Annotated in this window: 10 protein-coding genes and 1 pseudogene; 6 read left to right on the forward strand and 5 right to left on the reverse strand. The window is 43.5% G+C overall.

All coding sequences use genetic code 11. The annotated features are described in order from the left end of the window. The first annotated feature begins 34 nt into the window (after positions 1–34). From ABEB05_RS05855 to ABEB05_RS05865, 3 genes are all read left to right on the forward strand, one after another. On the forward strand, positions 35–1,864 hold the full coding sequence (locus ABEB05_RS05855; RefSeq protein ID WP_265788375.1) for a MutS family DNA mismatch repair protein: 1,830 nt from the start codon (positions 35–37) through the stop codon (positions 1,862–1,864). A 238-nt stretch (positions 1,865–2,102) separates the two neighbouring features. Then, on the forward strand, positions 2,103–3,059 hold the full coding sequence (locus tag ABEB05_RS05860) for a threonine/serine dehydratase (protein ID WP_265788376.1): 957 nt from the start codon (positions 2,103–2,105) through the stop codon (positions 3,057–3,059). A gap of 42 nt (positions 3,060–3,101) precedes the next feature. Further along, positions 3,102–3,785, forward strand: coding sequence for an SIMPL domain-containing protein (locus ABEB05_RS05865; RefSeq protein ID WP_265788377.1), 684 nt, complete (start codon positions 3,102–3,104; stop codon positions 3,783–3,785). A gap of 92 nt (positions 3,786–3,877) precedes the next feature. On the opposite strand, the gene ABEB05_RS05870 is transcribed toward ABEB05_RS05865, so the two are convergent. After that, positions 3,878–4,513: an arylesterase gene (locus tag ABEB05_RS05870; protein ID WP_265788378.1), complete on the reverse strand. Its 636-nt coding sequence runs from the start codon at positions 4,511–4,513 to the stop codon at positions 3,878–3,880. 123 nt (positions 4,514–4,636) lie between these two features. Between ABEB05_RS05870 and ABEB05_RS05875 the strand changes: the two genes are divergently transcribed. The 3 genes from ABEB05_RS05875 (at position 4,637) to ABEB05_RS05885 (ending at position 8,886) form a co-directional block, all read left to right on the forward strand. Beyond that, positions 4,637–5,359 (forward strand): ABC transporter ATP-binding protein, encoded by a 723-nt coding sequence (locus ABEB05_RS05875; RefSeq protein ID WP_265788379.1) that lies wholly within the window; start codon positions 4,637–4,639, stop codon positions 5,357–5,359. Further along, positions 5,316–7,922 carry an ABC transporter permease gene (locus tag ABEB05_RS05880; RefSeq protein ID WP_265788380.1) on the forward strand — a complete coding sequence of 869 codons (2,607 nt, stop codon included), beginning with the start codon at positions 5,316–5,318 and terminating at the stop codon, positions 7,920–7,922. The genes ABEB05_RS05875 and ABEB05_RS05880 overlap by 44 nt, the downstream gene beginning before the upstream one ends. A gap of 277 nt (positions 7,923–8,199) precedes the next feature. Further along, a complete protein-coding gene (locus ABEB05_RS05885; RefSeq protein WP_265788381.1) occupies positions 8,200–8,886 on the forward strand; it encodes a YiaD family glycine zipper/OmpA-like lipoprotein in 687 nt (228 codons plus the stop codon). 161 nt (positions 8,887–9,047) lie between these two features. On the opposite strand, the pseudogene ABEB05_RS05890 reads toward ABEB05_RS05885, so the two are convergent. The 4 genes and pseudogenes from ABEB05_RS05890 to ABEB05_RS05905 all read right to left on the reverse strand — a co-directional run bounded on the left by ABEB05_RS05890 (position 9,048) and on the right by ABEB05_RS05905 (position 13,701). Further along, positions 9,048–10,259, reverse strand: a pseudogene (locus ABEB05_RS05890) (aminotransferase class V-fold PLP-dependent enzyme). A gap of 51 nt (positions 10,260–10,310) precedes the next feature. Then, a complete protein-coding gene (locus tag ABEB05_RS05895) occupies positions 10,311–10,766 on the reverse strand; it encodes a DinB family protein (RefSeq protein ID WP_265788382.1) in 456 nt (151 codons plus the stop codon). 113 nt (positions 10,767–10,879) lie between these two features. Then, complete coding sequence (locus ABEB05_RS05900) at positions 10,880–11,386, reverse strand: DUF1569 domain-containing protein (protein ID WP_265788383.1); 507 nt, start codon at positions 11,384–11,386, stop codon at positions 10,880–10,882. A gap of 329 nt (positions 11,387–11,715) precedes the next feature. Then, positions 11,716–13,701, reverse strand: coding sequence for an LVIVD repeat-containing protein (locus ABEB05_RS05905; protein ID WP_265788384.1), 1,986 nt, complete (start codon positions 13,699–13,701; stop codon positions 11,716–11,718). Between the last annotated feature and the right edge of the window lie 27 nt (positions 13,702–13,728).

Genomic DNA, 13,728 nt, shown 5'->3' on the forward strand with positions numbered 1-13,728 from the left:
GCTAAATAGTAACGTATCAAAAAAAAATGATGGCATGAGCTATACCTCCGCCTCACTACGCAAGGCACTGGAAAACCAAATTCGTCGGCTTCAAAAGAAAACCGATGACCTTAAAAACCAGAGCCAACGATTATCGATGATTCGGCTTTTTATCTTTGTGGGAGGACTGGCACTCGTCTATATGGCCGGGAGCTTAGGACCTGAATGGCTGTTCTGGATTACATTGATCACTTTCATCGGAGGTTTTTATAAGCTCATTACTATTCATAAAAAAATTGATAAATCAGTTGAAAGGTTTACCGTCTGGAAAAATATCCGCCGTAATCAGTTAGCGCGCCAGTCTCTTAACTGGTCAGATATTCCAGATTCCAATGCTATTAAATCATACCAGGATCATCCCTTTGCTTTTGACCTTAACATTATAGGGAAACACTCCCTGCTAAGTCTGATTAACACAGGACATTACCAGGGAAGCACCGATTTTCTTGCACAATTATTACTTCAACAAGAACCAGATCCGGAGGAAGTAGCTGATCGGCAGTCCGTAATTAAAGAGTTAAGTTCCAACGCCAGCTTTCGGGATCGCCTGCAATTACTGGCCCAACTGAATAGCAAACAGGAACTAAGTGATGACTGGACTCTGGAAGAATTGCGTGAGCACCTAAATAACGCTGAAAAGGTCAATTATAATGGTGTCTTATCCCTTTTGGGTGGACTTTCTATACTCAATATCGTGCTCGGGGTGCTTTACCTTACGGGCTATATCGCACCATATGTCATATTTACTTTTGTGCTTTACCTGGTGATCTACAACTTCAACAGTGATAAAATCAGTGGGCTCTACAACGAGGCTTCCCAAATAGTAAAGCTCTTAAAACCTTTCAAGACAATTCTGGAATATCTGGAAACTTACTCTTACTCAGGGAATCCTAATCTAAAGGATTTTTGCAGCCCCTTTTGGAAGCGTTCAAATGCACCGTCCGGGTATATAAACCAGATCGTCCGGATTGCTGGGGCAGCCTCTTCTCAGCAAAGCGAAATCATTTGGGTACTGCTTAACTTTTTAGTGCCTTGGGACCTCTATTATGCACAAAAACTAAGTGGTTACAAACAGGAAGTAGCTCCCTTCCTGTCTCGTTGGCTCGATCGGTATTATAAACTTGAAGCCCTGAGTTCTCTGGCTAATTTCAGCTGGCTAAATCCGCACTATAATTTCGCGCTGCCGGAAACGAATTCTGGTAACCCATTTGAGGCTAAAAACCTGGGACACCCTCTTATTCCGGAGGATGAAAAAGTAACTAATAACCTAACCATTCATGAAAAGGGCGAAATCCTGTTAATCACCGGATCGAATATGGCGGGCAAGAGCACTTTTTTACGGACCGTGGGTATCAATCTGGCACTTTACTTCAGCGGTGGACCCGTAAACGCTTCCTCTCTGACTACCATCCCCTTTCGGTTGTTTAGCAGCATCAACATTACCGATTCCCTCGATGAAGGGCTCTCTCACTTTTATGCGGAAGTCAAACAACTGCGAAAACTGCTGACATTTCTTGAAGACAATCATCCGATGCCTGTTTTCTTTTTGGTGGACGAAATTTACCGGGGAACCAATAATCGCGAACGGCTACAGGGCAGCAAAGCCTTCCTCCAAAATGTAGCCGGAAAAAACGGAATAGGTATGGTATCAACCCATGACCTTGAACTGGCACAACTGGAAGAGACCATTCCCGAACTCAGCAACTGGCATTTTTCAGAAACCATTGACGACGGAAAAATGAGCTTCGAATACAAATTAAAATCGGGTCCCTGCCCTTCTACCAATGCCTTAAAGATTATGGAAATTGAGGGGCTACCGGTTTAAGAATTCTTAAATAAAAAGTTAGGAATTATGAACTAGTTTTCTCAAAGTATATGCCTGCCTATTTGCAGACTTCTGTTATTTAATATCTGCTTTTTTACTGTGTAATATTTCAAATTACCAGTTGTCTACAGAATATCGAGATTCCATCTTTAAACCAGAACTATATATATTTCACATCTGCTAAATAAATTTATATTTAACAGTTAGAACAGTAGTTACGAGAACTAAATATATACTATTGAATTTAGTCCAAAAAATAGAAGACGCACATAAGCGAATCAAAAATGATATTTTTCAAACGCCCCTGCTCTATTCACACTGGCTGAGTAATAGCTGTGATGGTGATGTTTATCTGAAGTTGGAAAATGAGCAGATTACCGGTTCATTTAAAGCCCGTGGCAGCCTGAATAAACTGAAATGGATTCAAGAGCAAAATCTGGAGAAACACCCTGTTACGGCCTCCACCGGAAATCACGGATTGGGATTTGCCCGGGCTTGCGAGCTATTGGATATTGATGGGACGGTTTTCCTGCCTCACAATGCGGTGGATTCCAAAGTAGAAGCGATTCGCAATTATGAAGTGGATATTCGTTTTCACGGAGACGATCCCTATACTACCGAAAGATATGTCCGCAAACGCGCCGAAGAGGAAGGCTGGATCTATGTCTCTCCTTACAATGACCCGGAAATTATAGCGGGACAGGGTACCATCGGAAAAGAAATACTTGACCAGCAGGAGGAAATCGATAACATTTTGGCCACTGTAGGTGGTGGTGGATTAATCTCCGGCATCGGTTCTTATGTCAAAAATAAACTGCCGGATACATCTATTATAGGATGCCAACCGGAGCATTCACCCGCAATGAGTGTAAGCGTCCGCGTCGGTGAGTACCAGGAAATTGAATCAAAACCTACGCTTTCAGATGGTTCTGCCGGTGGATTCGAGGCCGATGCCATTACTTTTGACCTCTGTAAAAAACTGGTAGATGATTTTATCCTGATTTCTGAAGACGAAATTCGGCATGCCATACGTTCTATGATCAGGCACCACCATAAAGTAATTGAAGGATCGGCCGGAGTGGCTATAGCAAGCCTGTTAAAAAATCCGCGTCGTTTTGCAGATCAAACTATGGTAATTGTGGTATGTGGTGCTAATATTGCCCCGGATACCTTACAATCCATTTTATGTTCGTAACCATAAACATTCGTTTACAACCATTAATTAAAATATACCATTATGAGAGCCCTTACTTTACTATTAACTTCTTTTCTCGCTTTCGGAACCGTCCAGGCGCAGGATAATACCATCTCTATCAATTCCTCGGCTACCGTTGAAATTCCGGCCGATCGGTTGGTTTTTAATATCAATATTAATGCCGAAGCAGAAGAGCCTCAGGAAGCATATAAACAACATCAGCAACGGGAACAAATCCTGCTTGATCTCCTGAAGAAACACCAGATCAAGGAAGAGAACATCAGCTTCCAGCCTATCTCGATCTCAAATATCAATACTCATCGCAATGACCAGGAACCGCGCATTCGCACGCGGCAGCAGGTAAGTTTAACGCTCTCCGATTTCGACCGGTACGAAGAGATTCAGATTGCACTAATTGAAGGAGGCTATGATGATTTTAGCGGTCAATTTATATCAACCGAATCCGACAATGGAAAGGATCAAGCACTGAAGGATGCTCTCCATACTGCCCGCCAAAAAGCTGAGCTCATTGCTGAACAAAGTGGCCTTACTCTTACGGGTATTCATTCTGTGGACTTCTCATATAATCAGTCACCTCCCCGTCCTATGATGATGGAAATGGCCGCGCGGGATGATGCCTCAGGAAGTCTTATATCCGAATATGCACAAACAGTAAGTGTATCCGCAAGTGTATCAGTGAAATATAATTTTATGAAAGTGAATTAACCCACTTTAGTATTGGAGGCTATAAATGGATACTAATTCCTGGAAAAATTAGTATCCTTAGTCTTCAATATTAATAAAACAGCAACCTTTCTTTACTCTTCTTTCTTAATTTTTAAGATAGGTTTCAGCACTTCCCAAACATTTTCGGCCAAAACCTTGTGACCCTCTGCCGTGGGATGAATTCCATCTGACTGATTAAGTTCTTTATTCCCCCCTACACCTTCCAGTAAGAATGGAACAAGCTCAGTATCGTTTTCTTCAGCAAGTTCAGGATACATTTTACGAAATTCCTCGGTGTATTCCTGTCCCAAATTGGGTGGTACCTGCATTCCTGCCAATACAATAGTCGCTTCCGGATACTTTTCGCGTACTTTGTCTATTATCTTTTGCAAATTATCTTTAGTAGTGCTCAAATCCACGCCCCGAAGTCCGTCATTTCCTCCCAGCTCCAGCACGAATACATCCACGGGCTGCCGAAGCATCCAATCGATCCGTCGAAGCCCCCCCGCCGAGGTCTCTCCACTCAACCCTCCGTTAATAACCTTATAGTTCCAGCCCAGAGAATCGATACGTTGCTGAATAAGGGCGGGAAACGCCTCATTCTCGTCAATTCCATGTCCAGCAGTGATACTGTCACCAAAGAAAAGTATGCGCTGGGGATTATCTTGTCCATGAACAGACAGGATTAATAAAAAAAACGTAACAAAAAGTGTTAAAAGTCGTTTCATCAGTTGACTAACAAATAATTACCGTTTTTATTCTTTATGAATCAGGAAACGATTTCTTCCGCAGAATGATTCATTTATCTTTGAAGAATACCAATAACAGCATTTTAACCAGTTTATTATTTTATGGGTACAAATCATATCTTGGAAGTTACCGATATTACCCAACAATTCAGAAGCGGTGATCAAAAACTTACCGTTTTAGACCAAATTAATTTCTCTGTGGAGGAAGGCACCACCTGCGCCATTGTGGGACCTTCCGGGAGTGGGAAAACCACTCTATTGGGACTCTGTGCCGGACTTGATCGGCCTACCGATGGCAAAATAAACCTAAACCAAATTGATCTAGGTCCACTTACCGAAGACCAACGCGCACAAGTACGAAATAAACATGTTGGTTTTGTTTTCCAAACTTTTCAGCTGGTACCTACTCTTACCGCTCTGGAAAATGTTATGGTTCCACTGGAGCTCAGAGGAACTAATCCCAAAGAAGTCGAACATGATGCCCGGGAGTTACTCACTGAAGTAGGACTTGGGGATCGCCTCCAGCACTATCCTGCCCAACTTTCGGGTGGCGAACAGCAGCGCGTTGCCATCGCTAGGGCTTTTATCAATCGGCCGAAAATCTTATTTGCTGATGAGCCTACCGGTAATCTCGACTCTGAAACGGGCCACACCATAGAAGAACTACTTTTTGATCTCAACCGCATCAGCGGCACCACGCTGGTGCTGGTTACACACGACCACTCCCTGGCCGAGCAGTGTCAGCGTATCATTCATCTGAAGAACGGCCGTATTCACAGCGATGAACGGAACGAACCATCCGAAACAGAAGCCATCAATCAATAAAAGCAGCTCATATATGCACTCCTTCTTTTCAGGCTGGTCGTGGAAAATGGCATGGCGCGATGCCCGCTCTAATAAAAAGCGCCTCTTTATTTATATCTCGGCTATTATTATCGGGGTTGCCGCACAAGTAGCCATTACCTCCTTTCGGGACAGTCTCAACGAAACGATCAATAACCAGTCAAAGGAACTGCTTGGGGCTGATCTTGAAGTTGAAACTGAACAGCCTTTTCCGGATACGCTCAGGGCCTATTTCGATGAGCTGGGTGGTGAACAGGCTACCATCACAGAATTTCCTTCTATGGCGTTATTTCCCAAAGGAGGACAAACCCGTTTGTCTAATATCCGTGCTCTGAAAGGTAATTTCCCGTTTTATGGAACGCTCGAAACGGATCCTGTTTCCGCGCTACAACAATTCAAATCGGATACCTCTGCCCTCGTTGATCAAACATTGATGACCCAATTTAACCTGTCGGTGGGCGATTCCGTAAAAGTAGGTCAGGTAACCTTTCCCATAAGCGGCGCTGTAACCAAAGTGCCGGGTGAAGCGGCAGCGGCCTCCATGGTAGGGCCACGCATCTTTATTCCCCACTCCATGCTCGACTCAACGAAATTGGTACAGCAAGGGAGTCGCATTGAATACAAGCGATATTTCAAATTTGAGAATGGCCGGGAGATTACTCCCATAGAATCAAAGCTCGATTCACTCGAAGAGTCTCTTGCTATGGATATTGATATAGAAACCATAGAAGAGCGACAGGAAGAGTTAGGCGAAGCCGTTGGTAATTTAGGTAAATTTCTAAATCTCGTTGGCTTCATTGCTCTCCTTTTGGGCGGTATCGGGGTAGCCAGTTCCATTCATGTATATATCAACCAGAAAATAAGTACCGCATCGGTACTCCGTTGTTTTGGCGCCTCCTCTAATCAGACTATGAGCATCTTTCTTATACAAGCTATAGTTTTGGGCTTTTTGGGGGCACTCGTTGGAACACTCATGGGCGTAGGTATACAATACCTGCTTCCCTCTTTGGTCAGTGACTTCTTTCCGGTGGATATAGAGCTAACAATATCCTGGCTTGCAATCGGCCTTGGTCTTTTTACCGGTACGGGCGTAGCCCTAGTTTTTGCTCTGCTGCCGCTATTAGCACTCCGTAAAGCCTCGCCACTCTATGCCCTGCGAACGCTAGAAGAATCTATTACGCAACTGCTCTCACAAAAAGTAAAGTGGACTACCTACGGCCTTATAGCGTTAACCGTCTTTGGCTACGCTACCCTGCTTACCGAGAGCTGGCGGGCAGGCGGACTTTTTACACTCGGCATGATCGCCGCCTTTGGATTGCTGCTACTTACTGCTCAGTTACTTATAAAAACAGTTAAACGCTACTTTCCCTCTCATTGGACCTATGTATGGCGACAGGGTTTAGCCAACCTATATCGCCCTCATAATCAAACAGCCACCCTGATGCTTTCACTTGGCCTTGGGATGCTGCTCGTAAGTACGCTCTATTTTAGCCAGGATATGCTGATGAAAGAGCTTGATTTTGCCACCAGGGATGATGCTCCCAATCTTATTTTCTTCGACATACAGTCTGATCAAAATGAGGGACTCAATAACCTCCTTGATGATCAAGACCTCCCTATACTTCAGAATGTACCCATGGTAACCATGCGCCTGGATTCACTGAGGGGACGAAGCATAGAGGCGGTAGATGAAGATACTACCACCGAAGTACATGGATGGGCACTCAGACGGGAATATCGCTCTACCTACCGCGACTCCCTTATCGATTCAGAAACCCTGCTGGAAGGAGAATGGATCGGAACTGCCGATCCTTCCGAAGGCCCTGTACCCGTCTCTGCAGCCCAGGAAATTGCCGAAGATCTTCAGCTTGAAATTGGGGACTCCCTCACCTTCGACGTTCAGGGTGTCCCGATATCAGCTTACGTGGGCAGTATACGAAAAGTTGACTTCCAGCGTGTGCAGCCAAACTTTTTTATGCTATTTCCGGCCGGTGTACTGGAAGCCGCTCCTCAAATTTTTGTAACGATTACACGTACTGAGGATACGGAGGCTTCTGCCAGGGCTCAGCAGGCTGTGGTACAGGAGTATCCCAATGTTTCAGCTATAGATGTAAGCCGTATTTTGGAAACTATCAATCAGTTTGTAAGTAAAATTTCCCTGGCTATCCAGTTTATGGCTCTTTTCAGTATCATAACGGGACTTATTGTCCTAGGCAGCTCAGTTGCCACCAGTCGGTTCCAACGTGTTAAAGAGAGTGTGCTTTTACGTACCATTGGCGCCAGCAGAAAACAGATTATCCAAATACTGGCTGTGGAATATCTCTTTTTGGGCGTTCTTTCCGCCTTAACGGGGTTAATACTTTCCGTAGGAGCCGCCTGGCTACTTGGCTACTTCTATTTTGATATTGCCTTTGTTCCCAATGGATGGGTTATTATCGGGGGCACCGCGCTTGTTACAGCCTTAACGATCCTGATAGGCATGGTAAACAGCAGAAGTATCCTTAACAAAACTCCCATTGAAGTATTACGTGCAGAAACAACCTAAGTATTCAGAAAGATAAAGAAGAGATCCATACAAGAATGGATATAGGTCAAAAAACAACGTATATATCACTGTTTGTTTTGGCAATATGTATCCTGCTTACCCTTGTTATCTACCTTTATACAGGTCATTTAGTTATTGTACTACTTATTGCACCCCCTATTATCCACTGGATTCTTAAAAAGCGGAAGGAATCTTAAGCCTACAAAAGGAGTATGGAACATAGTGTCTTATAAATGCTTATAATACTACATCTTGTTTAACCAAATAGATATCAGATATGACAACATTCAAAAAAGCTACTATACTAACGATTTGTATTGGTTTTTTGGCCTTTACGTTTGAAGGTTGTAAAAACTGGAGTAACACAGCCAAAGGCGGTGCAGGAGGTGCTGCTGCCGGAGGATTAGCTGGTGCCATCATTGGTAAAGCTGCCGGTAATACGGTAAACGGAGCTATTATTGGCGCTGCTGTAGGTGGAGCAGCTGGTGCGGCTATCGGTAACTACATGGACCGCCAGGCCGAAGAGATAGACGAAGAGCTTGAGAATGCCAAGGTAGAACGCGTAGGTGAAGGTATTAAAATAACCTTCGATTCCGGTATATTGTTTGACTTCGACTCCTATGCCCTGCGGGAAGCTTCCAGGGAAAATATTCGTGAACTTTCCGATATCCTTCAGAAATATGAGGATACAGAAATCCTGTTTGCCGGGCATACCGACAGCCAGGGTTCTGCAGAATACAACCAGGGACTTTCAGAAGACCGGGCTAAATCGGTAGCCAGTTATACCTCAGAACAGGGAGTTTCCAGCGAACGCATGATTATTACAGGTTACGGGGAAGAAGATCCTGTAGCCGACAACAGTACCGAAGCCGGACGTCAACAGAATAGAAGGGTAGAAATCGCGATCTATGCCAACGATGAGCTTAAAGAGAAGGCCAAGAATGGCGAAATAGGCGAAGGATAATACTTCTAACTTTCTGAGATTATTATATTTAAAGGTCCGTACTTCTTAGTACGGGCCTTTTTTATTTAAAAACTTTCTGATCTAGTTATTTATAAAGTGTCAATCGTTCTTTGAAAAAAAATCTGGAAAAGAACCTGAGTTTCGGAGTTAGAGTTACTGAATTACAATTGAGATACCAACTCTTCTATAACTCCTACTGCCTTATCAATCTCTTCAGCTGTATTATAGTAATGAGGAGAAATCCGCAGCGCCATTTCTACAGTTTTAGCATCCATATTGATTACTCCGTGGTTACGCTGTGTCGCGCTTGTATTAATTTTTTGTTCCCTCAACTGTGCTACTAAATCATCTATATCGATTCCTTCAATACCTGCTGTTACAATAGCGCACTTATTTTCTCCCCCATTCAACACTTGTACGCCAGATAGTTTGCTTAATGCTTCCCGGGTGTATGTTGCAAGTTCACTAGCACGCTGACTGGCTATTTCTATACCTATCTTTTGAGCTTACTCGGCAGCAGCTCCCAGTCCAAGGACAAGAGCATAGGGAAACTCCCAGTTTTCGAATCGTTTTGCATCGCCTTCCACCTGAAAATTATTGGCAGAGATCCACTTGGCTCCCCTGGTATCTGGAAACAAAGGGGAATATCCCTGTTTAAGCATCCGGTCGGATACGTATAAAAACCCTACGCCACGCGGCCCACGTAAAAATTTACGTCCCGTAGCTGCCAAAAAATCACAATGGAGGTCCATTACATCAACCGGTAATTGTCCTACTGCCTGACAGGCATCAAGAAGAAAAGGGATCTCAAACTTACGACATATTTCACCCACCACCTTTGCATTTTGAATGAGTCCGGAATTAGTTGGTATCCAGCTCATCAGTACAAGTTTCGGGCGTTGCATCTGGATAAGATCGTGAATAGAGTCAGGATCAACACCACCTTCAGGTAGATCTTCCGCCCGAACAATCTCAATTCCATATCGATCAGCTAGATTTAGCAGCATAATTTGGTTTGAAGAGTAATCCGCATTGGTAGTTATTATGTTATCTCCCCGCTGGAAATTGAAAGCGCTAAGTGCCTGTGATACAGCTACGGTAGCATTCTCCACAATAGCGATATTGGCAGACACAGTTCCAATAAGCTGAGCAATAGCATCATAAGAGGCGGATATTTCTTTTTCTGCTGCTTCCGCTGCCTCGTATCCACCAAAACGGATCTCGTTATCAAGATGTTTATGAATCGCCTCTATGACAGGCGTCGGCATTAATGCGGCACCTGCATTGTTAAAATGAGTACGATATCTACAACCCGGAGTGTCTCTTCGCCACTTTTCCAGATGGGAGGAACCTAATAATTTTGTTTTATTCATAAATGAGAAGACTATCAAATAACAGTTAACTATGCCGAGTACTATAACGGATTAAATATTATTCATTTCCGTATGTATACTATAACTGATATAATCTGTATCGGCTATATCCATTTCACGTTTTGATGTATATTCAGACATCTGTCCCCTGTGGTGTTGACCATGGGTGCAAAGATGAAGGAGGATATCACCAATAGATGAACTACCCGAATCACCACTAAACCGCTGAAAACTAATAACCCTGTCTATATCCTGCTCTAAAAGCTGATAATAAATTTTCCTGTGCTCTTCCTGCAAATCAGTTAATTGCTCTGAAGGTAAAATCTGCCAGATATTTTGACCAATTTCCTGGCCGAAGATACGCTGAAACCACGCCTGCTCACTCAGTAAAATATGACTCATCATCTTCGCAAGATATTGGTCATTACTCCCTTCATCAGACAGGAACTCAATCCAAATCTCATTAGCCCAAATACAATGATGAACCTGTTTATTTAAATATTCCATTTATCACGTATGCACTAAAGTTACGACCGCAATATCACATTAAATAATATTGATAAAATGTAAAGAATTGAAAGGCTCAAAGCGGCTAAGCCAGATATAAAAAATATATCCTCCTAAACGCTAGAGACAATTAATCCGAATTGAGATAAGTGATGATAGCAATGTTTGAAATGAAATTTCTTCCACTGGTCTCCATTTAGTTCTCCAAAAACCGGATTCATTTGTGAAGCATCCGGATTGTTTTCGTAATACTCTAAAAAGTCTTGAATCTCTTCGTTTAATTTGGCTTTTGCTTTACTCAAATTTGGATATCTCAAATCTAGTAATCCTGAACCCGTTACTGGATTTACAAACCCCTTAGGCATAGGACGATTCATATTTAAAAAAGCCTGAAGCTTAGACCTTTTCTCTTCCGGAGTATAGCATTCAACTTCCAATTTACCCGTTGATACTTTAAATGCAAGAATCAGATGCTCAATCATGTGGTGAATCGTCATTTTACCCCAATCCGCTTCTATATCCTCATCAATAGAATCAATAATCTCTGGCAAATTTTTGTCGAAGAACCTGTCTATCAAGTCAGGATCTTTCACGTTAAGAGGCAGTTTAACAGGTGTCATAGCTTACTATTTTGGATTAAAGCCACAAGTAGAAAAAATGGACCACAAAATGCGTTAGTAGAGACTCCAAATTGGTGGCCCTACTGCTTTAATCATAAGCATTTATACCAGTATACTAAAAAAGTAACTGTTTTTTCTATTCTGGTCGGAACTTTCTATTCAAAGGATCAAAGAACAAAGAATAAAAAAGCGTTCGCCTCTATAGTTCCCTATATATACTCCCAAACAAGAGGTCCCCATCAAATCTGTATAACCAAATTGAATGGGGACCTAAATTTACTACAAATAAGATGCGACTCAATTATCTTAACCAAGCCACTATCTTGTATTTATTTAGAAGCAAGATCACGCAATGTACTTGTCAGTTTCTTCATTTTTGCTGTTTGTTCAGAGGCTGCAGCCTGCCCTTCTATCCGATCAGCCAATTCTGAAAGGAGTGTTTCCTGTTCCGAACCAGATGCCCCTTCGGCTTCCGAAATACTTTCTCTGATAGCGATAAGGCGTTCCGGAGATAGGCTCCTACCGCGCTCAAGCTGATCGACATACGCTTTTGCAAGGGCAAAAGTAGCAGGCCAGTCGTACTTCGGCTGTCCCTGGGCATTCAGCTGATCAAACTTAATAGTATTCGCGGCATCGATCTCATTCTGGGTAAGGTAAGGACTTGGTTCGAGCTCAAAGATATCAAGTCCGCGAGCGATTTCTGAATTTACAATTGCGCCATTGTACCAATATACAGACCAGCTTCCGCCCATCTGCATACGTGTAGAATCCACGGGACCACGATCATGAAAAGCAATCTCGACCGGGTTTTTCGGATCTGTCCAGTCAAAGATGGATATCCCACCCTGGTACCAAGACTGCACCATAATATCCCGATCGGGTACCGGAATTAAAGAGCCGTTATGCGCCACACAGTTTTCCTGTTCTGTCTGGGCGGCAGGCATCTTAAAGTAGCTTTGGAAATGCATCTCTTTGTTATCATCGATAGTAAAAATAGCATTGGCACCCCATTCGTAGGGATCATCCTCGCGGCACTTTGGCTGTCCACCTCCGCCCCATTCATCCGTAAAGAGTACCTTATCTCCTTCATTATTAAAGGTTGCAGAGTGCCAATAAGCAAAATTTGAATCCGCAACAGCGTCCACGCGTTTGGGGCTTGCAGGATCCGAGATATCCAATAAAAGGCCATATCCCTCACAAGCGCCTCCCGCCAATCCAATTTCTGGATAAAGGGTAATATCATGGCACTGATTAGGTCCTCGTTCTTCTGTTTCATCACCTTCTTCATCGTCATCATTCCCACTGCCATACCGTTCAGTAAGTATATCCTGCAGATTATTACGTAGGGTCGTGCTATCGGCAGCTGTTGGGGCTTCACGGCCGTTTTCCTTTGCAATATTCAGAAGCATAGGCTGTATAATTCGATCTGGGATAATACGTTCCCGGCCGAACACGTCTGCTACAAATGCTCCTTCTTCTTTAGCCTTTTCAATTTTAGCCTGATCAGCGGGAGAGAGCCCGTGCGTAGGTGCTTCTGTCAAATTTTCAAAAATACGGGGTGAGTTTACAATAGCCGCTTGCTCGGGATTATCCAGCGGTACCTTTATTACCTCAATCCGGTAAAGAGCCGAATTGGGATCATCTTCGGGCGGAGCACTTGAACAACCGGGAAGCTCTTCTTCAGGGCGTACCGGGGCAGAACCAGAAACGTACACATACACATTTTCCTCATCCTTTGGATCATCCAGAACGGAATGAGTGTGAGATCCGCGACAGGTCTGGACATTCGAAATGTACTCGGGATTTTTAATATCAGAGATATCGAAAATCCGGATACCACGGAGGCGTTCTTCACTAACGGCTTTATTAACTCCTTCGGTGCCACAATCAAGACGGCCGCCAAGCCCCTCTCCGGAGACAAAAAGCAGATCTCCGTAAACAGACACATCGCTCTGTGAGGCGGGGCAGAGAAAATCAACCACAAGGCTTGGTTCCGCAGGATCAGAAATATCCCAGACCATAAAGCCATTATAATTTCCCTGGATAGCATAATTATCTTTAAACGCCAAGTCAGAGTTCGTTACTCCCACAAAATCCTTTGGTGGAGGGGTTTGGGAAAGCAAATTGAGATTCCAAATTGCCTCTTCCGCATCGAATAATCCTGCTTCTAATCCTACTCGCGGATCGGGACTGGGTTTCTCTATTTCCTCCAGGGGTTTAATATCAGAACTGTAGGTAGCAGAAGAAGAATTATCAACCGTGGAGGATGAGGGAGCACATGAATAAGTAGCAAAAGCCACTATAGCAAGGAGCATCCCCAAGTAGCTTCTCCCCAGCCTAAA

Origin of the sequence: Fodinibius salicampi (genome assembly GCF_039545095.1) — a bacterium.
Classification (GTDB): domain Bacteria; phylum Bacteroidota; class Rhodothermia; order Balneolales; family Balneolaceae; genus Fodinibius; species Fodinibius salicampi.

Bases quoted from the DNA above. Each gene is read 5' to 3' on its own strand.
- ABEB05_RS05855 (WP_265788375.1), top strand. From the start codon at position 35: ATGAGCTATACCTCCGCCTCACTACGCAAGGCACTGGAAAACCAAATT.
- ABEB05_RS05865 (WP_265788377.1), top strand. From the start codon at position 3,102: ATGAGAGCCCTTACTTTACTATTAACTTCTTTTCTCGCTTTCGGAACC.
- ABEB05_RS05870 (WP_265788378.1), bottom strand. From the start codon at position 4,513: ATGAAACGACTTTTAACACTTTTTGTTACGTTTTTTTTATTAATCCTG.
- ABEB05_RS05875 (WP_265788379.1), top strand. From the start codon at position 4,637: ATGGGTACAAATCATATCTTGGAAGTTACCGATATTACCCAACAATTC.
- ABEB05_RS05880 (WP_265788380.1), top strand. From the start codon at position 5,316: ATGAACGGAACGAACCATCCGAAACAGAAGCCATCAATCAATAAAAGC.
- ABEB05_RS05885 (WP_265788381.1), top strand. From the start codon at position 8,200: ATGACAACATTCAAAAAAGCTACTATACTAACGATTTGTATTGGTTTT.
- ABEB05_RS05895 (WP_265788382.1), bottom strand. From the start codon at position 10,766: ATGGAATATTTAAATAAACAGGTTCATCATTGTATTTGGGCTAATGAG.
- ABEB05_RS05900 (WP_265788383.1), bottom strand. From the start codon at position 11,386: ATGACACCTGTTAAACTGCCTCTTAACGTGAAAGATCCTGACTTGATA.
- ABEB05_RS05905 (WP_265788384.1), bottom strand. From the start codon at position 13,701: ATGCTCCTTGCTATAGTGGCTTTTGCTACTTATTCATGTGCTCCCTCA.